Here is a 24,599-nt window from a genome sequence, read left to right as displayed (position 1 = left end):
GGGGAGCGGGGGACCTTTGCTACCGCTTGGCGGCGGCCTGCCTCGCGGCGACCGGGTCCGCGGTGGCCAAGACGGCCTCGGCCAATGCCTCGCATTCGGCCAGCGTCGTCGCCGCCAAGCTCGCGCCGACAGCGCGCACGGCCGGCGCGTTCATCGACAGGCTGGTGAGGCCGAGCCCGGCCAGCACCAGCGCGAGCCTCGGGTCGGCGGCGGCCTCACCGCAGACACCGGCGGGCTTGCCGGTGTCCTTCGCGGCCTGGCCGATGACCTTCAGCAGGCGCAGCAGCCCGGGCTGCCAGGGGTCGTTGAGTTTGGCGACCGCGCCGAGCTGGCGATCCGCGGCGAAGGTGTACTGCGCGAGGTCGTTGGTGCCGACGGAGACGAAGTCGACCGCGTCGAGGATCTCGCGGGCGGTCAGCGCGGCGGCCGGGATCTCGATCATCACGCCCACGCGGGCGATTCCGGCGGCGCGGGCGCGCTCGGCGAACCAGGCGGCCTCGTCGGCGGTGGCGACCATCGGGGCCATCACCGAAACCTCGGCTCCGGAGTCCTGCGCGGCACCCGCGATGGCCTCGAGCTGGCGGTCGAGGATCTCCGGCCGGTCGAAAGCGACGCGAAGCCCGCGTACACCGAGTGTCGGGTTGGGCTCGTCCTCGGGCTCCAGGAACGCGAGCGGCTTGTCGGCGCCCGCGTCGAGAGTGCGGACGACGACCGGCTTGCCTCGGAACGGCGTGAGCACGGCGGTGTAGGCCTTGCGCTGCTCTTCGACGCTAGGCTCGGCGGAGGCGTCGAGATAGCAGAACTCGGTGCGGAAGAGACCGACGCCTTCCGCGCCCGCCTCGGCGGCGGCCTGGGCGTCGGTGGCGGAACCGACGTTGCCGAGCACCTTCACCCGGTGGCCGTCTGAGGTCGCGCCGGTGCCGTCCCATTCGATCGCGCCGGTCTTGGTGGCCGTGATGATCTCGGCGGCCGGGTCCGCGACCTCGACAACCCCGGTGTCACCGTCCACCGCAAGCGCTTGCGCGTCGAGCGCGAGGAGGCCGCGGACCGCGACGACGGCGGGAATGCCGAGCGCGCGGGCGAGGATCGCGGTGTGGCTGGTGGGGCCGCCCTCTTCGGTGACGAGCGCGAGCACCTTGTCCGGGTCGAGGCCCGCGGTGTCGGCGGGCGCGAGGTCGCGGGCGACGAGCACGCTCGGCGAGTCCAGGTCCGGAACGCCGGGAGGCGCGATGCCGAGCAGTTCGGCGATGAGCCGGTCTCGCACGTCGAGGACGTCGCGGGCCCGCTCGGCCATGTAGCCGCCCGCGGCCGCGAGCGCGTCGGCGAACTTGCCCGCCGCCTGGTACACCGCACGCGGCGCGGGCAGGTTCTGGTCCTTGACGAGTTGCTCCGCCGAGGAGACGAGCGCCGGGTCGGCCGCCATCGCCGCGGTGGTGATGAGGATCGTCGCGGCCTCACCGGTAGCCGTCTCGGCGAGCTTCTCGAGCCTGCCGGCCACGATCTGCGCGGCCGGGGCGATCCGGGCGGCCTCGGCGGCGGGGTCGGCCGGTGCCGGCGTGCTCGCGGGTTCGCCGAGCGGCTCGGCGACCCGGACGACAGGACCGCTCGCGCGGCCGGGACTGACGGCGACCCCGGACAGTGACTCAGACGGCATGGTCTAGACCATATCTCATAGGCGGCGTGACCTGGCTCATAGCCACCAGCAGAACACAGAAGGGGACATCATTCCAGTTCGGACGCCGTCGGATACGAGGGCTGAGCGCCCTGGCGGGTCACGGTGATCGCCGCCACCTTCACCGCCTTGCGCGCCGCGTCGGCCAGCTCGTCGCCCTTCGCGAGCGAGGTGGCGAGCGCCCCGGCGAAGGCGTCACCGGCACCCGTCGTGTCGACGGCCTCGACCTTCGGCGACGGCAGCTCCGTCACCCCGTCCGCGGTCACCACCGCCGCCCCCTTCGCGCCGAGCGTCACCACGGCGGCTTTCGGACCGAGGTCGAGCAGCTTCGGGAAGTCCGCCTCGCCACCGAGAAGGAAGGCCGCCTCGTGCTCGTTGACCAGCAGCACGTCGAGCCCGTGGAGCGTCTTCGCGGAAAGCTCGGCCGCCGGCGACAGGTTCAGCAAGGTCTTCACGCCGCTTTCGACGGCCTTCGCGACGGCGTGCTCGACGGTTTCGAGCGGGATCTCCAGCGACAACACGACGACCTCGGCGCCGTCAAGGTCGACGTCCTCGGGCCGCAGGCTGGAATTCGCGCCGGGCGAGACGAGGATCGAGTTCTCTCCGTCGGGTGTGACCGTGATGTACGCGATCCCCGTCGGACGCTCGCTCGTGCGCAGTGAGTCCGTGTTCACCCCGGACTCGGCCAGCGACCGCTTGAGCAGCTCGCCGTACGGATCGTCGCCGACCGCCCCGAGCAGCGCGACGTCGGCGCCGAGCCTGGCCGCGGCGACCGCGGTGTTGGCGCCTTTGCCACCCGGTGACAAGGCCGTGTCGCCGCCCAGTACGGTTTCGCCACCACCCGGCCGCCGGTCGACCGGGACGACGAGATCGGCATTGGCGGACCCGATGACCAGCACCTGAGAAGTCATGGAGGAAACGATGCCATGACCAGCAGTTGTCCGGTCATGGCCCTTCTCCGGGCGAAGATGTGAAGAACTTTGTAACTTTCTCGGCAGGTAGTGCGACAATCAGGCGAGCAGCGGAACGCCGTCACTCTTTCGGGGGATAACCTTCCCCCGGGCGTCACTTCGGCGATCACGCCCGCTCTTGAGATGCGTTGCCGCTTCCAAGCGGTGACGTTGCCCCGATCCCGGCCGGTGCCGGGAAGAGGGCATCGGGTCGCCGGCGTCGATCACGTAGCCCCCCGAGTGATCGGCGCCGGCGGCGCCCCGGCTTCGACGGGCGCCCTTGTTCAGCCCCGCGGCTGTGTTCCGCGGAATTCCCCGATACTCGCTCAGCCTGTCCGGCCGGATCATCGTCATCGCGGCCCGGATCTCGGCGAACGCGGCCTCGCTGAACGCCTCAGGAGCCGATCCCGGCGATGCTCAGTGGCCCTGTCGCCTCGCAGGACTTCGCCGTCGCCATGTCGACGAACTTGCTCGTTCCCTCCTCGCCGTGGGACACCATCCCGCGGGCGAGCAGAGTCCAGCAGACCAGCGCATAGCGGAACACGCCGACCGCGACACCCGCCACCTTCCAAGGGGATTTGCGGGTGACTGGGGGAGCTGCTTCATACCCGGTCATTCCGATCGTCCGGCGTGAGTTCTCTTCGGCCTCGAGTCCACTCACGAACGGTTCCCCGACGCCGCCGTCTCCACCGGTCGTGGCTGGACCAGATTCACGAGGCGTTTCGCCGCAGCCGCTCCCACCCGCTCCGCGAGCAAATACTCGTCGCCTTCGCTCGGCACGACGTGAACGCTGTAATACCAGCGGCCGTTGCCCCGGGGAACAGGCTTCACCACGATGTTGTCGATGTCCGCGTATACGACTTTTACTTCGGGTAGATCTCTTTGCTGCCAACTCAAGGAGTCTTTCCGAAGCACGAAAGTCCCGCGGTCACCGCGATACAAGGAAGCAGCGAGATAGACGAGCACGACGGCCGTGATCACGAACAGATCCATCGCTACCCGGCCCGACGCGGCGACCACCATCGACCAGATCAGCAGCGTCGTCCCCAGCAGCAACGCCATCAGCCGGATGAACGAGGGGCGGCTCGCCGAGATTCGCCGCTCCGCCGAAACTCCCGAAGTGGCGTTCTTCAGCCTGACGACCGTGCTCTTGCTCGGCCTGAGCAGGCCGAGCCCGCCCCGGCTCACCTCTCTCGTCGGCCAACGAGTCAAACCCGGTTTGAAGTTCTCGACCACGGCTGACAGACGCTCGGCTTCCCGAAGCGACAGCAAGGGCGTGAGGAGGTACCCGTGGTCGGACCGAGCACGGGAAGACTCGGCCAGGCCTTCTTCCGCCTTTTCGTCCGTGAGGACGAGATGAACCTCGACCAGGTCTCCAGGACGTTCCACGAAGATGAAGCGCTTGATCTTCGACCAGTGGATTCGACGCGGTGTCCCGTCACGTGCGGTCTGTTCGAACCCTCGCTGAGTCAACCGTGCCGGAATCAGCGGCGCTCCTGACGCGACACGAAGCCGACGCCGCGCCGAGGGGATCACCACAAGCAACCCGACACCCGGCACCACGAACGGAAGCGCGACCAGGTAGGTAGCTATGTCATCGGGCCTCAGCCGCGCTGTCGCCACGATCATGGTTGCCGCCGCCACTAGGAATCCGATCCCTGTCGCGGCAAAGAAGGCGAATGCCGCGAAGGATCCGGTCCGATCTCCTCCGTCAGGTACCGGCAGCTTCAGGTCGACCGGCAAGTCCAGCGAGTCCGGCTCGGCCGGGGTCCGGCTCGCGCTCTTGCCGCGACGCAATGACGGGACCAGCAACCTCAGGAGATTCTCCGGGCCGCTGGCGTACCCGATGAAGCCCAGCCCACCCGCGGCGACCACACCTGCCACAGCAAGGAAGTCGTAGGGATGGGAAACATTCCGCTGCCAGTCACGGCTGGCGTAGTCGACGAACACCGGCTGCCCCAGATCGGCTGGGGTCAGCTCGTCAGGGCCGAACTGAACTCTCTTCGACGGTCTGTCAGGGCCAGCCTGTACATCGGCGGCACACTTCCAGTAATAACCCGCTCCCCGAGCCGAGATCGGGCCGAACTCCGCACACTCGACCACAGTTGCGGTGCCGTCTGCCCCCGTAAGATCGGAGCCGGAAACGGTGGCCGGAAGGCTGGCGATCCGGAACAACGTCATCATGCCGATGACGAATAGAGCCAGCAAGGCCCACGCGGCGACAGCAGTGGCCACTGATTTCGCGACCGTCGTCATGATTTTCCTTCTGTCGGCCGACCTCCGGGATCAGCCCTCCAACGATCCTGAAATCCGTTGTCCGGCGGGCTGGTCGAAGACCGGTTGTACGGTCGATCCGGCAGGCCGGGTACCGACTGCGCCGTCCTTCTTGTCATCATCGCCTGAAACAAGTTTGTCGCCGGCTTCACCGGCTTTCTTACTTGACTCCTTCACCACTTCCTTGGTGACAGCACCGGGAACCTTCTTGACCTCTTCCTTCACCGCGTCGCCGACGTCCTTGGCGATGTCCTTCGCGCCGGTCTTGCCGTACGCGGCGAGATTGGCGATGTCATCACCCAAGGTCTTAGCGAGTCCTGAGACATCGTTTCCGAAATTCTTCGCGACGTCCTTGACGTTCACACCCTGAAGAAGCCGCTTCGCCTCTCCGAACATCTCGCCGAGCTTCTTGACGAGACCTGACGCGTTTCCGAAAGCCTTGGTCAATTGCTTGACCTTGTCCATGATCTTGGTCGCCCAACGGATCGCCATGGGAACGCCTTCGGCGGCCAGACCGGCAGGCATCGCGGGACCCGGGTACCGACAGACGATCCAGATGAGCTTCCAAACACATTCGGAGATCAGATCTCGCACGAGGCTACGCACCACCGCGAGAATCGACTTGCACATCGCGATCATGACCGAGATCCCCTGCGCCCCGGTGGCGACCGATTCGTAGAGATCGGCGCGATCGTTCGCGAACGCCCGGTAGGCGTCAGCGGCGGTCCCGGTCCAGGTCGCAGAGTCCCTGGCGACATCCTGGCGCAGTTCATCAGCGACTTTCGACAGCTCGTCGCCGATGTTGCCCCAGGTACCGCCGAGGTTTTCCAGCGTGACTTGGTCACCTGTCAGCCAGTCCAGCGGCTCTCGCAGGAAACTGACGTGCTCGATCACCCAGCCGATACCCGCTTTGGCCAAGGCGCCGAGGGGGTCGGAATAATCGGAAGCGAGAGACACGCCACCAATCGCCAGATTGGCCAGTCCCTCACCCCAATTCCCGGCCTTCGCCTTGAGAAAGGCGTCGCCGAAGTCTTGCACCAAGCCCGCGCCTTCGAGCGGGCTTTCCTTCGCCGCGCCGTCCGTGGCGACCAGCCGATTCGGCGCCTTCGGGGCGGGGTTCGCTGCAACAGGGTTTTCAGTCATCGGGCGGCCCTATACCTTGAAAAGTTTCTTGTACTCGTCCTCGGTTATTTCCTTACGCTGCTGCCACACCTTGACCCGGTCGGCGTGGTCGTCAGCGCTCGTCGCGGCCGTCCTGACGGCGTCTTCCGCGACGGATTGCGCCATGGAGAACGAGATGGCGAGCGACATACCGATGATTCCGAACGCCTCGGGATGCATCGTCTGCTCGGCGGCGTCCAAGGCTGTGTTGATCCGCCCCGTGAGCGCGTCGAGTTTCCCTCGATGCGTCTCGAGTGCGGACGGATCGACGTCGAATCCTGGTCCGGTCGAACCGGTCATCGTGGTTTCCCTCCCTCAAGAACCCGCTCAGCGCAGGAAGTCGCCGCCGGTGAAGTAGTCGTCCTCGTGGTCCGTCTGCTGCCGGCGCGCGGCGCGCGGTGGCGTGGGTGGAGCTGGAGGGGCGGGCGGCTTCGGAGCGGGAGGGNCCTCCCTCAAGAACCCGCTCAGCGCAGGAAGTCGCCGCCGGTGAAGTAGTCGTCCTCGTGGTCCGTCTGCTGCCGGCGCGCGGCGCGCGGTGGCGTGGGTGGAGCTGGAGGGGCGGGCGGCTTCGGAGCGGGAGGGGGAGGAGGCGCGTCGAGCTCGTCTTCGGCGACGAAGCGGTCGTCCTCGTCCGCCTCCTGGTGGCCGCCCTCGACGTAGCCCGTCGGTTCGGGTTCCGGGTATTCGTTGTGCAGCTGGTTGACCAGCTCGTTCATGGTCTCGGTGCCCGCGATGGACGGCACGCCGGTCTGCATCGCGCCGGCGAGTTTGCTCTGCGCGCTCTGGACGACGCGGAGGATCTCCTGCGCGAGCGCGGGGTTGTCCCGTACGGACGGGCCGATCTCCAGGCCGACGAGGTTCCCCGCGTGGTTGACCTTGACCGAGATCTGGCCGTCCTTGCTGCGTTCGGACACCGAGACGCTTTCGATCTCGGTGCGCATCTGATTCGCCTTTCGCTGGGCGTCGGCCAGCTTGGCCTCGAAATCAGCGAAGAGCTGCTCAGGGTTCGACACGCGAACCTCCCCTGTTCACGTCGTAGCCGTTCGGCGACCGAGTGTGGCATACCCGTCTGACATCGGGGAACGTTTGGCGCATATCCACGGCCCGGTCGTGTGGATCACCACAGCGACCTCCGGTTTTCCCTACCCGATTCGACGGCTTACCCCATGTTTCCGCAGGTCAGGGCACCCTAGCGTGTCGGATATGACGATTTCGGACTGGAAACGCGCGATCTACGCGCTTCTCGTGCTGCCGGGGTATCTCGGTGGCGCGAAGGTCCAGCGCGGGCTCGCGCGGCGCTGGCTCGGACAGGAGGGCGGGGCGCGGCCGCGGTTCGTGGCGGCCTTCGGTCCGAGCGCGGTCGCGTTCCTGCTCGCGTTGCTGCTGTTCTACCTCGTCGGGCGCATCGCGACCTACGGGCTCTTCTGGACGGGGAGCGACCCCGAGGGCACTTGGGGCGGGCCGACGCTGGCGGGAGCGTGGATCGTGCACTTCCTCATCGCCGCCGGGATGGCCGTTCCGATCTTCCTCGCGCTCCGGCCGCTCACGAGGCTTCAGGCTCGCCTTTTGGCGTAATCCCCGTACTGACCACCTAGAATGCCCGGATGACCAACCCCAGCCGCAGGGGCCGCGAGCGGGCGGCGACCGATCAGGACATCCGCCGGACGGCGCGGGCGCTCCTGGTCGAGCAGGGCCCGGAGGCCGTGACCCTGCGGGCGATCGCGCGCGAGCTCGGCATCACGGCGCCGGCGCTGTACCGCTACTACGGTTCCCGTGACGACCTGGTCGAGCATCTGCGCGCGGACGTCGTCGCGGATCTGGCGGCCGGGCTCGCCGAGGACATCGCGCAGTTGCCGGACGAGGGCGCGCTGCGGCTTTTCGCCATCTGCAAGGGATTCCGGCGCTGGGCGCTCGCGCACACCAAAGAGTTCACGCTGGTCTTCGCGTCGCCCGCGGGCGACGACACGTTGAGCAGGCTGGACGAGCCGTTCGGGCGGATCTTCCTGGCGGCGGCGGGGCAGGTGCTCGCGACACACGATCTGGTGACGCCGTCGAACGACGTGGTCCCGGCCGAGCTGCGAGACGATCTCACGTCCTTCCAAGAGGAACTGCTCGCCGTGCTGAAGGAGTCCGGGGCGACGTTCCCGCTCGAAAAGCTCGACCTCGGCGTGACGTACCTGATGATCCAGTTCTGGGCCCGGCTCTACGGGCACGTCACGCTCGAGGTCTTCGGCAACTATCCGATCCCGTTCTCGAAACCGGACGTCCTCTTCGAGGCGATGCTGGCCGACCTCGCGCGCGAGATCGGCCTGTCCACCGACTAGCTACGCCGCGTGCCCGCCATCGACCGAGACGGTCGAACCGGTCACGTACTTGCTTTCCGGCCGCGCCAGGAACGACACGGTCGCGGCGACCTCCGACGGGGAGCCGTAGCGGTCGAACGCCGTCAGGCTCCGCTGGTCGGCGGCGTACGGGCCGTCGGCCGGGTTCATGTCGGTGTCGGTCGGACCGGGGTGGACGATGTTCACGGTGATGCCGCGCGGCCCCAGTTCCCTGGCGAGGCCCTTGGTCATGCCCAGCAGCGCGGTCTTGCTCACCGCGTACAGCGACATCCCGGGGCCGGGCACCCGGTCCGAGACGCAGCTGCCGATGCTGATCACGCGCCCGCCGTCGCCGAGGTGCCGGGCCGCGGCCTGCGTGGCCACGTAGACACCGCGGACGTTGATCGCGAGCACGCGGTCGATGTCCTCCAGGCTCGTCTGGTCCAGCGGGCCGACGAAGCCGACACCCCCGTTGTTGACCAGCACGTCGAGCCTGCCGAACTCGGCGACCGCCGTGTCGACCGCGGAAACCACGGCCGCGGCGTCGGCGCTGTCGGCCTGGATCGCCAGCGCGCGACGGCCGAGCGCCTTGATCTTGTCCACGACACCTGCCGCGAGTTCGGCGTTGTTCTGGTAGGTGAGTGCGACGTCGGCGCCGTCCTCGGCGAGCCGGATCGCCGTGGCGGCACCGATCCCGCGGCTGCCGCCGGTCACCAAAGCCACCTTGCCGTCGAGGGTCATGAAAGTGTTCTCCGTTCGATTTCGTTGTCCTTGAACAACTCCATCGAATCGCCTCATGACCCTCGACGCTGGCGGCTATCGGCCACGGCGTTACAGCACGATGTTGACCAACCGTCCGGGCACGACGATCACCTTGCGCGGCGTGCCGTCGCCGACCAGCGCGGCGACCTTCTCGTCGGCCAGCGCGGCCGCCTGCACGGCGTCCTTGCCCGCGTCGGCGGGCACGGTGACCCGCGAGCGCACCTTGCCGTTGACCTGGATCGGATACTCCACGGAGTCCTCGACCAGGTACTTCTCGTCGACGACCGGGAACGGCCCGTGCACCAGGGAATCCGCGTGGCCCAGCCGCTTCCACAGCTCCTCGGCCAGGTGCGGGGCCAGCGGCGCCAGCATCAGCACCAGCGGCTCCACCAGTTCGCGCGGCGTGGCCTCGGCCGAACCGTAGGTCTTGGTGACGTAGTTGTTCAGCTCGATCAGCTTCGCGCCGGCGGTGTTGAACCGCATCTCCGCGTAGTCCTCGCGGACCCCGGCGACCGTCTTGTGCAGCTGCTTGCGATCCTCGTCCGTGACGTCCACATTGGACACTCGCAGCTCACCGGTCTCCTCGTCGACGACCAGGCGCCACAGCCGCTGCAGGAACCGCTGCGCGCCCACGACGTCCTTGGTCGCCCACGGCCGCGAGACGTCCAGGGGGCCCATCGACATCTCGTAGAAGCGGAAGGTGTCGGCACCGTAGTCGGCGGCCATCTGGTCAGGCGTCACGACATTCTTCAGGCTCTTGCCCATCTTGCCGTATTCCTGCTTGACCTCTTCGCCGCCGAAGAAGAACTTGCCGTCCCGCTCCTCGACCTGGTCGGCCTGGACATAGACACCGCGCGCGTCCGTGTAGGCGTAGGCCTGGACATAGCCCTGGTTGAACAGCTTCCGGTACGGCTCCTGGGACGACACGTGGCCCAGGTCGAACAGCACCTTGTGCCAGAACCGCGAGTACAGCAGGTGCAGCACCGCGTGCTCGACACCACCGACGTACAGGTCCGTGCCGCCGGGGTCGTCGACGCCGTGTTCGGCGGGACGCGGGCCGACCCAATAGGACTCGTTCTCCGGCGCGACGAACACGTCCGGGTTGGTCGGGTCCAGGTACCGCAGCTGGTACCAGCAGGAACCCGCCCAGTTCGGCATCGTGTTGATGTCGCGGCGGTAGGTCTTCTTGCCCTGCCCCAGGTCCAGTTCGACCTCGACCCAGTCGGTCGCGCGCGCCAGCGGCGAGGACGGCGTGCTGTCCTTGTCCTCCGGATCGAACGTCACCGGCGAGTAGTCGGCGACGTCGGGCAGTTCGACCGGCAGCATGCTGTCCGGCAGCGGGTGGACCTGGCCGTCCTCGTCGTAGACGACGGGGAACGGCTCGCCCCAGTAGCGCTGGCGCGAGAACAGCCAATCGCGCAGCTTGTACTGGACGGTGCCGCGGCCGTGGCCGTGCTCCTCCAGCCAGCCGATCATCGTCTTCTTGGCCTCGTCGACGCCCATGCCGTCCAGGAACCCCGAATTGATCGCGGGCCCGTCGCCGGTGAACGCCTTGCCGTCGAAGCCGTCCGACGGCTGGACGGTACGGATGATCTCCAGGCCGAACTTCTCGGCGAACTCCCAGTCACGGGTGTCCTGGCCGGGGACCGCCATGATCGCGCCGGTGCCGTAGCCCATCAGGACGTAGTCGGCGACGAAGACCGGGATCTCCTTGCCGTCGGCCGGATTCACCGCGTAGGAGCCGGTGAAGACGCCGGTCTTCTCCTTGCTCTCCTGACGGTCCAATTCGGACTTCCGCGCCGCCGCCGCACGGTAGGCGGCGATCGCTTCGGCGGGCGTCGCCGCGTCACCGGTCCAGCGGGCGTCGACGCCTTCCGGCCAGGTGGCGGCGGTCAGCTCGTCGACCAGCGGGTGCTCGGGCGCGACCACCAGGTACGTGGCGCCGAACAGGGTGTCGGGGCGGGTGGTGAAGACCTCGATGCGCTGCTCGCCGGCCTCGAACGACACACGCGCACCGTGCGAGCGGCCGATCCAGTTGCGCTGCATGGACTTGACCTTCTCGGGCCAGTCCAGCAGGTCCAGGTCGTCGACCAGCCGGTCGGCGTACGCGGTGATCCGCATCATCCACTGCCGCAGATTGCGGCGGAAGACCGGGAAGTTGCCGCGCTCACTACGGCCCTCGGAGGTGACCTCTTCGTTCGACAGCACCGTGCCCAGGCCGGGGCACCAGTTCACCGGCGCCTCGGACAGGTAGACCAGGCGATGCGAGTCGATGATCTTCAGCTGCTCGGCGCGGGTCAGCTCGCACCAGTTGCGGCCGTCGGGAGTGCGACGCTTGTCCTGCGCGTACTCGGTCTCCAGCTCGACGATCGGCCGGGCCTTGCCCGCCTTCTCGTCGTACCAGGAGTTGTAGATCTGCAGGAAGATCCACTGGGTCCACTTGTAGTAGTCCGGATCGATCGTCGAAATCCGGCGACGCTCGTCGTGACCCAGGCCCAGGCGCCGGATCTGGCGCAGATAGGTCTCCATGTTCTCTTCGGTCGTCTTGCGCGGGTGCTGCCCCGTCTGCACCGCGTACTGCTCCGCCGGCAGACCGAAGGCGTCGAAGCCCATCGTGTGCAGCACGTTGCGGCCGATCATGCGGTGATACCGCGCGAAGACGTCGGTCGCGATGAAGCCCAGCGGGTGCCCGACGTGCAGGCCGGCGCCCGACGGGTACGGGAACATGTCCTGGACGAACAGCTTGTCCGACGGGACCTCTCCGCTCTCGTCCGCGAGCGGGCCCACCGGGTTCGGTGCGTGGTAGGTGCCGTGGTCGGACCAGTAGTCCTGCCAGCGCTGCTCGATCTGGCCCGCCAGCTCCGCGGTGTAGCGGTGCTGAGGGGCCGAGTCGGCGCCTTCGCTCGCCTGGTTCATCGCCGAAATCCTCCGTGCTCATCCACGTCAAGCCACTCCAGAAACAACTCGACCCCTCAGCCCGGAGGGCATGAGGGGTCGCCGCGCTGGTCCCGGCCGTGGGGCCGAGTTCAGCGCGGCAGGCTAAGGAGCAGCCGAGCCGTGTTCATGGGTCCAGTCTAACCCGCTGGTCAAAGGCGTTCCGAGGGGACCGCCAGAGCGATGAACTGGGTCACCTGCGTCGCGGAGAAGTTGTTGTCGCTGACCAGCACCAGGCTGCGCTCGCCGTTCGGGAGGCGCGGCCCCCAGGTCATCCCCTCGACGTTGTCCACAGTGGACAATTTGAAGTCCGCGAGGTCCGCGAGCAGGCGCTTCTTGACCGGCTTGACCTTCTTCGCGTCGGCCAGCGAGGGCGTTTTCAGGATGGTCGTGGCGCCCTTGGTGTCGATCTCGTAGATACGGACCTTGTTGCCGACGCCGGTGACGAACGAACGCTCCATCACCAGGTAGCGCGTCGGATCGGCCTGGTCGACGGCCAGCAGCGACGAGATGCCCGTGGTCGCGAACCCGCCGGGCGGGTTCGGCGACGCGAAGACCTTCTCCTGCGGGTACGCGTACTGCGCGAGGACCGGCCCGAACCGCGACTGGAGGGTGATCCGGGAAAGGGCGCCCGACGCGGTGTTCGCCTCCGGGCCGTCCTGCAGCAGCGGCCCCTCGGCCGAGCTGGCGACCAGCGACCCGAAGCCCGCGAAGGTGAGGCCTTCGAGGGCGAGGTTCTGCCTCGGCCCGGTCGTCTCGGTCATCTTCTCGTTGGCGGGAATCGGCAGGTCACGGACGTAGGCGCCGTCGCGCTTCGCCTCGCGGATCGACGGATCGATCCGGGCCGCGGCCGACCGCTCGCCCTCCTGCGACCAGAGGTACTGACCGGTCCACGGGTCGACACGCAGCTCTTCGGGGTCGATGGTCTGCATGTTCGGCGGCTGCGCGGGGTCGTTCTTCGCGAGCGGCGGGTACGGCGTGCCATCGGGACGCAGGAGCGGCTTGGTGCCGGTGAAGGTGACCGGGCCGAGTCCCTTGGCGTCGAGGGAGAACTTCGCTGTGTAGAACCGCGCCGGGTTGAGGGCGGACCGGTCGTCGCAAATCAGCGCGTATTCGCCGGTGCGGGGGTCGAAATCGATGCTGGACAGGCCGCCGACGACCGTGCCCTCGTAGGGCAGGGCGTTCGGGACGATCTGTTCCCCGATCAAGCGAAGCGGACGGTGACCCGCTTCGGCGGCCGGTGCGGCCATCAGGGTGAGAGGGACGGCCCCGATCAGGGCAGTGGCTAGAACTCGGCGTGACATGGCCTGTAGCACAGTCGATCAGGGTATCCGGCAGGTTGCCGGGACGTCACGCTTATCCTCGTGGAGTGTTCGTCATAGCGCTGGTCCCGATCGTGCTGGGTGTCCTCGTCGGCTGGGGTGGGTTCCTCGGCCTGCGCGAGAAGCTGCCGCGTGACCGCGGCGCCGGCGTGCGCACCGCCGCCACGATGCGCAGTGAGGACGCCTTCCGGCTCGGCAACAAGGTCGCCGGGGTCCCGACGCTGGCGGGCGGCGTGATCGCCGTGCTCGCGGGGATCGCCGCGCTGGTCATGCCGACGACGTTCGGGCTGCTGCTGGCCTCGTTCGTGGGCGTGATCGGGATGATCGCGCTGGTCGCGGCCGGGGGAGTGCTCGGCAACCGCGCCGCCGCGACGGTGCCGGAGCCCGAGCCGGAGCGGCCCGCCGGCTGCAGTGGCTGCGCTTGCGGCACCTGCGGCGTCTTCAAGAAGGCCGACACCGCCACCGCCTAATTGCGCTGGAGGTCTCCCGGATGGGTGGCCAGCAGCGCCAGCGGGATGCCCTGACGACGCAGCACCTGACCCCAGAGGTCATGGTGCGGCGAAGCGAGGACGTCGCTGGGCAGCGCCGGGACGATCACCCAGTCGTCGCGTTCGATCTCGTTCGCCAGCTGGCCGGAGTCCCAGCCCGCGTAGCCGGCGAAGACCCGCACGCCGCGGACCTTCGGCACCAGGATCTCGGGATCGGTGTCGAGGTCGACCAGCGCGACCGGGCCGCGGACGGCGATCACGCCGGGCACGCTCGACGCCGTCTCGCCGGTCCGCAGCGCGGCCAGGCACAACGCGGTCTTCTTCTCGACCGGACCGCCGACGAACACCGACTGCGGTTCGGCGACGTGCCCGCCCCAGTTGGGGAGCACGTCGTACACCGGGACGTCACTCGGCCGGTTGAGCACGACGCCGAGCGTTCCCTCGTCCCGGTGATCGATGACGAACACGACGGTCCGCCTGAAGTTGGGATCGAACATCGTGGGGGCGGCGACCAGGAGCGTTCCCGGTTCGACCTCGGCGTCCGCTGGCACGTCCGCCATGATCCCACTTCGAGCGGAGACAAATCGTCCGGCTCTGGGAACAACAGCATCACGAGCACCGTTGGACACAACGGTCGGTGCGCTTTCCGTGTCCCCCGGGCTCACTGAAGAACCGCCTTTGTGGAATACCGTCCGGCTGGAGCCACACTGCGCATAGCCGCCGAGAGGCGACCTCAAAGCGCATCGGCCACCTTTATAGGCTGCTGCCGTGACGACCACCGCCACGGCGCCCACCAGGGCGTTCGTCCGCGACCGTGACTTCCGCCGACTGCTGTTCACGCGGTTCTCCGCGCACTGGGGCAACGGCATGTACCAGGCCGGGCTGGCCGGAGCCGTCCTCTTCAACCCCGAACGCGCCGCCGACGCGCTCGCCATGGCCGGCGGGTTCGCGGCGTTGCTGCTGCCGTATTCGATCGTCGGCCCGTTCGCGGGCGCGCTGCTCGACCGCTGGGACCGCCGGAAGGTCCTGATCTTCGCGAGCCTTCTGCGGTCCTTCACCATCCTCGCGACGGCCGTCGCCGTCGGCACGGGAGCGGCCGGGATCGGGCTGTTCTCCCTGGCTCTGGCGTCCGAAGGCATCTCACGGTTCATCGGCTCGGGGCTGTCCGCGTCGCTTCCGCACGTCGTCGAGGAGAAGTCCGTCGTCGCCGCGAACGCCTTCGCCGCCACCTGGGGTTCGGTGCTCGCCGTCGTCGGCGGCGGCTGCGCGATCGGCCTCCGGGCGCTGACCGGCGCCGACGACGCCGGTTCCGCGTGGGTCACCGCCGTGGCCGCGCTGGGCGGGATCGGCGCCGCCGTCCTGGCCTCGGGGTTCGCACGCGGGCTGCTCGGGCCGTCGACGGTCGACGAGCCGTCGAACCCGGCACTCGCCGTCGCCCGAGGCCTGGCGGACGGCGCGAAGGCGGCCTGGCGGACGCCCAGCGTGACGGCCGGGTTCGTGGCGCTCTTCGCCCATCGCGCGTCGTACGGCATCTCGCTGCTGGTGACCGTGCTGCTGATGCGCAACCACTTCGCCGCGGGGATGACGGGCCTGGGCCAGATGGCCGCGTTCGCCGGTGCCGGGATCCTCGTCGCCGGACTGCTGACCGCCCGGCTGATCAAGCTGTTCGGCCGGGTCCGCGTCGTGGTGGGGGCGCTGGTGCTGGCGGCGGTCGCGCAGTCCGCGCTCGGCCTGCCGATGGCGATCCCCACCGCGTTGCTCGCGGCGTTCCTGGTGACCGGGGCCGGGCAGGTGCTCAAACTCTGCGTCGATTCCTCGGTGCAGCTCGATGTCGCCGACGAAGCGAGGGGACGGGTCTTCGCGCTCTACGACACGCTTTTCAACGTCACCCAGGTCGTCGCGGTCTCGCTGGCCGCGACGGTGATCCCGCCCGACGGCCGCTCGCCTGGGCTGCTCGTCACCGCGACCGTCCTCTACCTGGCGGGAGCGGCCGGTCATCTGCTCGCCGTGCGAAAACTCCAGATCCGGTGATATGACGCGGGCGTTGGCATTAGGGTGACGCTTACCGACACCGGGTGGCGTATGCCCGGGATCAAGCACTCGCGGGGGCTCAAGTGACGACGGCCGGCGACGACAGCGCACGCCTCGAAGCGCGCAATGCCGCCATGAAGGACCAGGTCGACACGCTGCTCGAACAGTTCGAGCGGCAGACGGCCCAGCTCCGGGACGCGCAGGAAGCCGCTTCGCAGACGTCGGCGACAGTGGTCTCGCAGGACGGCCTCGTCCGCGCCACCATCGACGCGACCGGCACCCTCGCCAAGCTCGAAATCCAGCCGAACGCCTTCGAGCGCACCAACCCCGCGCAGCTGGCCAACACCGTGCTGACGCTGGTCCGCCAGGGATCGCTGCAGGTCAAGCAGCAGGTCGCCGAGCTGATGGCCCCGATCACCGAAGGGCTGCCGGACCTGTCGGACCTCATCGAAGGCGCGCCTTCACTGCAAGGGCTGATGCCGGCGATCCCGGACTTCCTCGCGGAACAGGAGGAGACGGCCGCGCCCGCGAAGTCCGACGAAGACTTCGACGCCCCGCTGATGATCAAGGACGACGCCCCGCCGCCGCCCGCACCTCCCGCGCCGCCGTCACCGAAACCGGTACCGAAACGGGTGCGTCAGCAGGACGACGATGAGGAAGAGCCGCCCTCGAGCTGGCTGACCAGGGGAGTCTGATGCCGAACGGTGGGGGTGGCGCCGGGTTCACCGCGGACCCGGAAGCGGTGAAGACGGCCGCGGCCAAACTGGGGATCGCGGCCGACCAGCTGGACGAAGCGGGCAAGGAACTGCTGGCCGCGATGAACTCGCTCGGCCAGTGCTGGGGCAACGACGACGCGGGCAAGGAGTTCGCGAAGGACTACGAGCCCGGCGCGCAGGGCTCGTCCGAAGGGTTCGCGAACGTCGTCGAGGCGCTGCGGGGCATGCAGCACAACGTCGAGCGGTCGATGACCGCGTTCACGAACGCCGAGGAAGAGATCAAGTCGACGCTGGACAAGAAGGTCTAGCGCCGTGGGTATGGAGATGCCCGACGCGGTCAAGTGGCTCTTGCCGATCGTCGTCGGGGAGAGCTGGCCCGAAGGCGACGAGGACAAGCTCCGCGAACTGCGCGACGCCTGGCACAACGCTTCGAAGGCGATCCAGCCGATCGCCGACACCGCGACCAAGGGCGCCACCGAGGTCCTCGGCGGCTGGAGCGGCCAGGGCGCGGAGAAGTTCGCCGAGGCATGGAAGAAGTTCGTCGAGGGCGACGAGGCGTACTTCAAGTCGCTGGCCGATTCCTCGAAGGCACTCGGCGACTCGTGCAACGCGACCGCGCTGGACGTCGAGTACACGAAGTACATGATCATCATCTCGCTGGTGATCCTTGCCGCGCAGATCGTCGCGATGATCGCGGCCGCGGCGGTGACGTTCGGCGGGTCGACGGCCGGGATCGCGCCGGCGCAGATCGCCACCCGGATGACCGTCCAGATGATCTTCCGGCAGCTGATGCAGAAGCTCGCGCAGGAAGGGTTCAAGAAGGTCGCGAAGGAACTCCTGGAGAAACTTCTCAAGGAGGGCCTGAAGAAGATCGGCAAGGAGGTCCTGCAGAACACGGCGATGAACCTCGCCATGGACGCGGGTATCCAGGGTCTCCAGATGGCCAAGGGCGACCGCGAGAGCTGGGATTTCAGCAAGACCAAGGATTCCGCGATCAGCGGCGCCGTCGACGGCGTGGTCGGCGCGGGCAGCAGCAGTATCGGCAAGGGCGCCACCAAGGGGCTTTCCGACAGCGTCGGCGGCCAGATCGTCGACAGCGCCGCGCGGGGTGCCGTGCGCGGCGCGGCGGAAGGGGTCGCCAGCACGGTCGGGCAGGCCGCCGTCACCGGTGATCTGGACAAGCTTTCGGCCAAGGACGTGCTGATGGGCGCGTCCGGCGGGGCCGTCGGCGGCGGTGTCGACGGGGCGAAGAACCAGATCGGCGACATCAAGGCCGCGAACACGCCTGGTGCCTCGGCGGGAGACGGTCCGTCGACGCCGGATGTGGATACCGGGGATGCGGGGACGCCTTCGCGTACTCCGGGGTCTTCGGATTCCGGCTCTTCTTCGGACTCGCGCTCTTCTTCGGACTCGCGGTCGTCCTCGGACTCGCGGTCGTCCTCGGACTCTGGCTCTTCGTCGGACTCGGGCTCTGCTTCGGGTTCCGGTTCCTCCGCACGGTCGGACTCTTCGTCGGATCCGGCGCCACGGTCCACTTCGGACGGTGATTCGTCGCCGCGGAGTTCGTCCGGGTCCGCTGATCCGCAGCCGCGTTCCGAGAGCGGCCCGCAGCGGACGGCGGACAGCGACCGGGTCGACCAGTCGTCGACGCAGGCGCCGGAACGTCCGGCCGATGCCCCGGCGAACACCGGGGACGGTCAGCGTGCGGCGCAGACCCACCAGAACGCTCCGGCGGCCGCCGCCGACAACGGTTCCGGTCAGCAGCAGCAAGCCGCGGCGGGTAATCAGCAGCAGGCACCCGGCGCGCAGTCGCAGACGCCGGCAGCGAGTCCGGCGGCCAGCCCTGCCCAGACACCGGCGGGCGGTCCGGCGCAGACTCCCGCGGCGACGCCCGCTTCGAGCCCCGCGCCGAGCCCGTCCCAGGGGCCGGCGTCCACTCCGGCACCGAGCCCGTCGCACAGTCCTTCGCCGAGTCCTTCGCAGTCCAGCGCGATGCCGCCCGCCGCTTCCACGGGTGCGCCGTCGAGTTCGGGCGGGTACGGCATGGCGTCGAACCCGGGTTCGAGCTCGCCCGCTCCGTCGGGTGGCTACGGCATGGCGCCCGGCGGCAACGGGCCCGCCCCCGGCGGTGGTTTCCCGCCTCCCGGGCACGATCCGTCCAGGCCGGTCCGGCCGAACGACAGCGTCCAGGCCGCGGGTTTCGCGGGCAACGGCGGGCCCCAGCAGCCGCGGTTCGACCAGCCGCCGGCCCCGATGCCCTTCCAGGGCCAGCAGCCGATGCAGCCGCCGCCTCCGGGTGGTTTCGCGCCACCTCCGCCACCGCCTCCCGGTGGTGGTGGCCCCATGCCACCGCGAGGACCGCAGGGTCAGCCCGGGCCGATGGGCCCCCGCCCGCCGCAGCAGCACCCCGGTCAGGGTGGATATCCGCAGGACCGCGGGCCGCGTCAGCGTCCTCAGCAACCGCCGCAGCCGCCCGGACCGCAGGGTCCGCCGAGGCCGCCTCAGGGCTATCAGGGCAGGCCTGGACCTGGTCCGGGTCCGAACGGCGGGGTCCCGCCGCGTCCGCAGACACCGCCGCCCGGTCCGCCTCCGGGCAACCGCGGTCCGGCGGGTTATCCGCCGCGGCCCCAGCACCCGGGCAACGGTCCGTTCCCGGGCAACCGCGGCCCCATGCCGCCGCCGCCCGGTCACCACCCCGGTCAGCCGGGGCATCCGGGACAGCCCGGCAGGCCGATGCCGCCCGGTGCCGAGCCGCCGCGGTTCGGTGGCCCGCAGCGTCCGCCGCAGGTCCCGGCGCCGCGTCCTGGCCACGACCCGAACGCGGGCCCTCAGCAACCGCAGCGTCCGCCGCAGCAGCAGCCGCCGGTGCGGCCGGTGGAGCACGCGCCGCAGCAGGCACCTCAGGACCGTGGCCAGAGCAACCTGCCCAAGGACACCGAGCTCCCGAAGGACGTCGAGGCCCCGAAGGACACCGAGACTCCCAAGGACGTCGCGGCTCCCAAGGACGTCGAGACCCCCAAGAACACCGAGACTCCGAAGGACGCCGACACACCGAAGGACACCGACGGCCCCAAGGACGCCGAAGCTCCCAAGGACACCGAGGCTCCGAAGGACACGGACGTCCCGAAGGACACCGAGGCGCCCCAGGACGTCACGCCCGACGACCGGACCACGGTCGACGAGCCGTACCTGACGGATCCGGACTTCCACACGGACGATCCCGCCGCCTACCGCGCACTCGCCGAAACGCAGATCGACAAGCGCGGTTTCGACAAGGACACCGGGGAAGCGCGGAGCGAACAGGTCCGCCGCGAAGGTCTCGCCAAACGTGACGCCCACGAAGATCCGCGCGTCAAGGAAATGTCGGATCAGGGGGCCTACGCGGTGCACAGCTACACGCGCACCGACATGGCCGAGCGGATCACGCACGCCCAGCGTCACGGTGGCGCGGAGCTGGAGGCGCTGCGCCCGCACATCGAGGCGATCACCTCCGGCCTCAACGAGATGCCCGCCTACGAAGGCCTCGTCTCGCGGCGGGTGAACTTCAACGGCAACGAGAGCGCGATCCGGGCCTTCCTCGAAGCGCACGCCGAGGGCAAGGTCATCGTCGACCCGCAGATGCTGAGCACGTCGCGGGTCACCGCCGAACATCCGCGCAGCACCTTCCCGGGTGAAGTCGAGATGCGCATCCAGTCGAAGACCGGACGCCACATCGAAGACCTCGCTTCGAAGAAGGAAGAACGCGAGGTCTTGATGAAATCGGCGACGCAGCTGCGCGTCACCGACGTCAAGATGGGCCCGGGGCATCCCGAGCATCCGGAATACAAGAAGCGCCTCGACGACGGATCGCCCAACGACCTGCCGAAGTGGATCGTCGAATGCGAGGAGGTCGTCAAGGGCGACGACGGCCACCTGACCGCGGAGCAGGTGCAGCAGAAGGTCGCGGAACGGCGTGACTACAACAACGCCGTGCAGGAGCGGTTGGCGCAGGAAGCCGCCGACCAGGAAGCCCAGCTGCGCCGCGATCACCCGGAGCTGTTCCAGAACAAGGGTCTCGCGGGGCTCGAAACCAAGGTCGCCGACGGCAAGGGCGGCTGGGTCGACGTCACCGACGCCCCGGTCCGGGAGCTTCCCAAGCCGCCGAGGGAACACGTTCCCGACGGTGGCTGGTCCGAGCTGGCGAAGCCGCTCGAAGAGGGCGGGACGCCGGTCATCCACGCCGGTTCGACCGAGACGCCGCACCAGCAGGTCCGGCTGCTCATGGACGAGGTCCCCGCGATCGGCGAGGCCAACACCCGCAACTACTACGCGCCCGAATCGTGGAAGGACGGCTACCAGACGAACTCGGCCGAGGCGCTGGTCGCCTTCGAGGACCGGATGAACGGCGGAGACTCGGTGGCCGCGCCGTCGACGGGCGGTTCACCGCTGCAGCACGTCAGCGACCGGCTCGGCGGGCAGTGGGCGGATCGCAACGGTTTCGCCGACATCGCCCGTGAGCTGGGCGAACGTCCGGTCGGCGCGCGGACCGCGGTGGCGTTCGAGCACCACGCCGCCGCCGATCCGAACGCGCCGGAAGGCTCGCCGCGGTCAAAGGACCGGATCGAGACCCGGATCGTCGCCGCGGTGAACACGCCGCACGGCGTGGTCTTCGCCGACCCGATGACCGGGCGGCTCGCGACGCTGCCCGACGATCCGACGTCGATCAAGGCGATGCCGATGGGCGGCGGCGACGCTCCGCACACGCCGGAAGCGCCGCACACCGACAGGACCAGCGAACCCGAAACCCCGGTCCAGGAGCAGGCGCCCAAGACCGAACTCGACATCGCCGACCGGCTCAAGGGCCCGGAGGAAACCCCCGCGCGAATCGACGAGAGCTACCTCTCCGACGACGGATTCCGTGGCACGCCCGAGGATCACAAGAGCCTCCGGGACCGCTACGACAGCGCCGAACTCGCCGAGCAGGCTCGCGAGAAGGCGCTCAAGCGGCTCGAAGCCAGCCCGCTGAAGGACCGCGTCTCGCCCGAGGCCGCCGAAGCGATCTACTCGTACTCGCGCGAACACGCGTACGCGATCAACGAAGCCAACCGCAAGGGTGAGGCGCACCCCGACTTCGAAAACGCCCAGCGCAGTACCCGGGCGATCGTCGGCGCGCTCAACGAGCTGCCGGACTTCCACGGCGAGGCCATCCGCGGCATCGACACCAAGGGTGACATGCGGGCCGCGGCGATCATGGCGGCGCACTACGAACCCGGCCAGACCGTCCCCGAGCCGACGATGACCAGCTCGACCATCAAGACCTCGCCGGACACGAAGTCGAAATTCGGCGAAGACGTCGAGATCCACATCGTCTCGAAGACGGGCAAGGACGTCTCGTCGCTCGCCGAGAACCCGCGCGAGAACGAGGCCATCAACAAGCCGGCCACCCAGCTTTACGTGCACAGCAAGGAGTTCAAGACCCCGCCGCTGGTCGACCGGCCGAAGTGGGTCATCCACGCCGAAGAGGTCACTCCCGGCGACCCGCGCTACCTCGACCCCGAGACCGCCAAGCAGAAGATGGACGAGCGGCGGGCCCGGCACGCCGCGGAGGCGCCGGAACTCGCGCGTCTCGCCCAGGCGCAGTCGATGGCGCGCCTCGGCGGCTTCGACGAGCCGCAGACCCCGCACGTCACCACGGAGAACCCGGCGCAGCACAGCGTCGCGGACGCCGACAAGGGACCCGAGTACGGCGAGCAGCCCGTCACCGACGACACGATCGAGCTGCCCACGCCCGAGCGGGACTACTCGTCGATGGCGGTCGCGACGAACCCGCCGAGCGAACCGGCGATCCACGCCGGTTCGGCGAGCCCCGCGCAGCAGGCCGCGTACATCGCCGACCGGCATCCGCGGCTCGGCGAGGTCAACCCGCATTTCAACGACCCCGACGCGCTGGCGAACGGCTACCGCTCCAACTGCACCCGCACGCCGGGCGCGTACATGGACCGGCTGAACGGCATCGACTCGACCGCCGGCCCGCTGCTCGTGCACGAGATGGACAGCCGCGGCACGCTGGAGCACGTCGAGGGGCGGTTCGGCGGGCAGTTCTCCGACCGCGCCGACTACGACACCGTCATCCGCGAGATGCGGGGCATGCCGACCGATCACCACGCGGTCGTGGCGGTGAAGTACCTCGACGAGAACGGCGTCGAGCGCGGGCACGTCGCGATGGTGGCGAACACGCGTGACGGCGTCGCGTTCATCGACCCGCAGTCCGGCGCGCTGATGAACCTGCCGCATCCGCCGCTGGGCGTGAAGCTGATGCACGTCGGCGTCCCGGAAGGCCCGACCGCGCAGCACGTCGACCCGCGGATCGCGTTCGCCAGGGACGACACCCCCGACGTGCCACCGTCGCGGATCGGACCGGACGGCCGTCCTATCGTGGACGCGGGCTACGGCATGGCCAACGACGAGTCACCCCAGGGCGACCGGGCCGACGGCGAGCGGTTCCTGAACGATCCCGAGGTCGCGGCCGCGGTGGACGGGCTGGACCCGGACAAGAAGCGGGCCGTCCACGAGGACGAGAACGGGGTCAAGCACGACGTCGGGCCGATGCGGGACTTCATCCGCGAACATCTGCCCGCGCATCCGGAACTCGTCCGGCTGATGGAGCACCCGGACAACGCGTACCTGCGGGCTTCGCTGCTGAACAACCCGATGACCATCGGCAGCCTGCTGCTGCACCCGGAAGCCATCCCGATCCTCGAAGACGCCCTGCGCGACGTCGAGGAACGCGGCTACCAGATGATCGACGACGTCCGTGAGGACGGTCCCGGCGACACTCCGCTGACGCAGGAGCAGCGGGACCTCGCGAACGCGGCGGCGGACATCGCCGCCGACGTGGAGCCCGGCGATCAGTACCACGCCGGCTTCGATCGCGCGGACAAGGGCGATGACGCGAAGATCCAGGAGTTCCTGGACGCCGAGCGGCAGGCGTGGCCCCAGAACCAGGGCGACCTGAACCGGATCGCCGAACGGATCGCGGAGGAGAACAACGGCGACGCGTCGGGCAGGCCCGGTCCGAAGGACGACGACCGCGCCAAGGCGAAGATCGCGGGCTACGACGGTGACGCGTCGAAACTGACCGACCTGGTCGGCGTGAAGATCCAGTTCGACACGCTGGCCGACGTCTACAACGCGCTGAACGCGGTGATGGACGATCCGGACCTGGAGATCGTCAGCTTCGACGACCGGTTCGCGAATCCGCAGGACAGCGGGTACCGCGATCTGCAGATGAACGTCCGGCTGCCGAACGGGCACGTCGCCGAACTGCGGCTCCACCTGAAGCACATCGACACCGTGTCGGCCTACGAGCACGCCTTGTACGAGGTCCGCCGCGACTTCCCGACGTACAACCGGACACTGGACGAGAACAACAAGAAGAGGTTGTCCCCGGAACAGGCCCTGCTGGAAGCCGCGTTGATGGACCGGGTCCGGGAGAAGTTCATGGCCGGTCTCCGCAAGGGCCTGCCTCCTGAGGAGAACACGTGAGCCAGACGCCGTCCTTCTACACGTACTTCGGGAAGACCTACCGCGTCGAGCCGACCCCCGACGGGGGCCTGACCGGTTTCCTCCTCAACCTGAGCACCGGCGAGTTCGACGAAAAGCCGGAGCACGTGCGTGAGGTCATGTGGGCGATGGCGAGTTCGGATATCAGCAAGGTGTCCGAAGAGAAGTTCGTCCAGGAGACCGAGCGCGCACGTGCGTACGAGCTCAAGGGCGGCGGGCCTATCTTCGCGCTCTACGAGACCATCGACGGCTTGTACGCGCAGGCGAAGCGGGAGAACCGCCGCGTGGAACCGCAGGAATCGGCGCTGATCCGGTCGCTGCGCAAACGCACCTTCAAGATGTGGGAGGACGAGCTGGCCCGCCGCGCCGCCGGGGAGCCGCCGACCTTCCGGGCGGAACCACGTTTCCCGAACCGGGCGCGATGAT

The 24,599-nt window shown here is 68.8% G+C and carries 19 protein-coding genes; 8 read left to right on the top strand and 11 right to left on the bottom strand.

Going from position 1 to position 24,599, the window contains the following annotated elements; translation table 11 throughout:
- Positions 1-19 precede the first annotated feature (19 nt).
- The 7 genes from ptsP to ACXIZN_RS33770 form a co-directional block, all read right to left on the bottom strand.
- Complete coding sequence (gene ptsP, locus ACXIZN_RS33800) at positions 20-1,654, bottom strand: phosphoenolpyruvate--protein phosphotransferase (RefSeq protein WP_457959023.1); 1,635 nt, start codon at positions 1,652-1,654, stop codon at positions 20-22.
- 68 nt (positions 1,655-1,722) lie between these two features.
- Positions 1,723-2,583 carry a ribokinase gene (locus tag ACXIZN_RS33795; RefSeq protein WP_457959022.1) on the bottom strand — a complete coding sequence of 287 codons (861 nt, stop codon included), beginning with the start codon at positions 2,581-2,583 and terminating at the stop codon, positions 1,723-1,725.
- Between the two features lie 433 nt (positions 2,584-3,016).
- Positions 3,017-3,283, bottom strand: a complete 267-nt coding sequence (locus tag ACXIZN_RS33790) for a hypothetical protein (RefSeq protein WP_457959021.1) — start codon at positions 3,281-3,283, stop codon at positions 3,017-3,019.
- A complete protein-coding gene (locus tag ACXIZN_RS33785; RefSeq protein ID WP_457959020.1) occupies positions 3,280-4,878 on the bottom strand; it encodes a DUF6346 domain-containing protein in 1,599 nt (532 codons plus the stop codon). Before ACXIZN_RS33785 ends, ACXIZN_RS33790 begins: the two co-directional genes overlap by 4 nt.
- Positions 4,879-4,908: 30 nt before the next feature.
- Positions 4,909-6,039, bottom strand: coding sequence for a WXG100 family type VII secretion target (locus ACXIZN_RS33780; protein WP_457959019.1), 1,131 nt, complete (start codon positions 6,037-6,039; stop codon positions 4,909-4,911).
- A 9-nt stretch (positions 6,040-6,048) separates the two neighbouring features.
- Positions 6,049-6,357: a type VII secretion target gene (locus ACXIZN_RS33775; protein WP_457959017.1), complete on the bottom strand. Its 309-nt coding sequence runs from the start codon at positions 6,355-6,357 to the stop codon at positions 6,049-6,051.
- 164 nt (positions 6,358-6,521) lie between these two features.
- A complete protein-coding gene (locus ACXIZN_RS33770) occupies positions 6,522-7,070 on the bottom strand; it encodes a YbaB/EbfC family nucleoid-associated protein (RefSeq protein WP_457959016.1) in 549 nt (182 codons plus the stop codon).
- A 190-nt stretch (positions 7,071-7,260) separates the two neighbouring features.
- On the opposite strand from ACXIZN_RS33770, the gene ACXIZN_RS33765 reads away from it, so the two are divergent.
- Both ACXIZN_RS33765 and ACXIZN_RS33760 read left to right on the top strand, forming a co-directional pair.
- Positions 7,261-7,632 carry a hypothetical protein gene (locus tag ACXIZN_RS33765; RefSeq protein ID WP_457959015.1) on the top strand — a complete coding sequence of 124 codons (372 nt, stop codon included), beginning with the start codon at positions 7,261-7,263 and terminating at the stop codon, positions 7,630-7,632.
- A gap of 29 nt (positions 7,633-7,661) precedes the next feature.
- On the top strand, positions 7,662-8,381 hold the full coding sequence (locus ACXIZN_RS33760; RefSeq protein ID WP_457959014.1) for a TetR/AcrR family transcriptional regulator: 720 nt from the start codon (positions 7,662-7,664) through the stop codon (positions 8,379-8,381).
- Here the strand turns inward: ACXIZN_RS33760 and ACXIZN_RS33755 are convergent, their stop codons facing one another.
- The 3 genes from ACXIZN_RS33755 to ACXIZN_RS33745 all read right to left on the bottom strand — a co-directional run bounded on the left by ACXIZN_RS33755 (position 8,382) and on the right by ACXIZN_RS33745 (position 13,378).
- Positions 8,382-9,119, bottom strand: coding sequence for an SDR family oxidoreductase (locus tag ACXIZN_RS33755; RefSeq protein ID WP_457959013.1), 738 nt, complete (start codon positions 9,117-9,119; stop codon positions 8,382-8,384).
- Positions 9,120-9,209: 90 nt separating this feature from the next.
- On the bottom strand, positions 9,210-12,056 hold the full coding sequence (leuS, locus tag ACXIZN_RS33750) for a leucine--tRNA ligase (protein WP_457959012.1): 2,847 nt from the start codon (positions 12,054-12,056) through the stop codon (positions 9,210-9,212).
- 170 nt (positions 12,057-12,226) lie between these two features.
- Positions 12,227-13,378, bottom strand: coding sequence for an esterase-like activity of phytase family protein (locus tag ACXIZN_RS33745; protein ID WP_457959011.1), 1,152 nt, complete (start codon positions 13,376-13,378; stop codon positions 12,227-12,229).
- A gap of 65 nt (positions 13,379-13,443) precedes the next feature.
- Between ACXIZN_RS33745 and ACXIZN_RS33740 the strand changes: the two genes are divergently transcribed.
- A complete protein-coding gene (locus ACXIZN_RS33740) occupies positions 13,444-13,866 on the top strand; it encodes an SdpI family protein (protein WP_126734731.1) in 423 nt (140 codons plus the stop codon).
- Here the strand turns inward: ACXIZN_RS33740 and ACXIZN_RS33735 are convergent.
- Complete coding sequence (locus ACXIZN_RS33735; RefSeq protein WP_007032276.1) at positions 13,863-14,444, bottom strand: YqgE/AlgH family protein; 582 nt, start codon at positions 14,442-14,444, stop codon at positions 13,863-13,865. The two genes, ACXIZN_RS33740 and ACXIZN_RS33735, sit on opposite strands and share 4 nt — an antisense overlap.
- A gap of 208 nt (positions 14,445-14,652) precedes the next feature.
- On the opposite strand from ACXIZN_RS33735, the gene ACXIZN_RS33730 reads away from it, so the two are divergent.
- From ACXIZN_RS33730 to ACXIZN_RS33710, 5 genes are all read left to right on the top strand, one after another.
- The gene (locus tag ACXIZN_RS33730) at positions 14,653-15,915 is read left to right on the top strand and encodes an MFS transporter (RefSeq protein ID WP_457959010.1); all 1,263 of its coding nucleotides are present in this window, start codon (positions 14,653-14,655) and stop codon (positions 15,913-15,915) included.
- Between the two features lie 83 nt (positions 15,916-15,998).
- Entirely contained in the window at positions 15,999-16,610 is a 612-nt protein-coding gene (locus ACXIZN_RS33725; RefSeq protein WP_457959008.1) for a YbaB/EbfC family nucleoid-associated protein, read from the top strand.
- Positions 16,610-16,939, top strand: coding sequence for a WXG100 family type VII secretion target (locus ACXIZN_RS33720; RefSeq protein ID WP_340685748.1), 330 nt, complete (start codon positions 16,610-16,612; stop codon positions 16,937-16,939). The genes ACXIZN_RS33725 and ACXIZN_RS33720 overlap by 1 nt, the downstream gene beginning before the upstream one ends.
- A gap of 10 nt (positions 16,940-16,949) precedes the next feature.
- Positions 16,950-24,155, top strand: coding sequence for a WXG100-like domain-containing protein (locus ACXIZN_RS33715; RefSeq protein ID WP_457960667.1), 7,206 nt, complete (start codon positions 16,950-16,952; stop codon positions 24,153-24,155).
- Complete coding sequence (locus ACXIZN_RS33710; protein WP_126734734.1) at positions 24,152-24,598, top strand: hypothetical protein; 447 nt, start codon at positions 24,152-24,154, stop codon at positions 24,596-24,598. Before ACXIZN_RS33715 ends, ACXIZN_RS33710 begins: the two co-directional genes overlap by 4 nt.
- Position 24,599 lies beyond the last annotated feature (1 nt).

The organism is Amycolatopsis sp. TRM77291 (assembly GCF_054166285.1).
The sequence above is the reverse complement of the archived record's forward strand: the minus strand, read 5'-3'. Positions and strand labels throughout refer to the sequence as shown.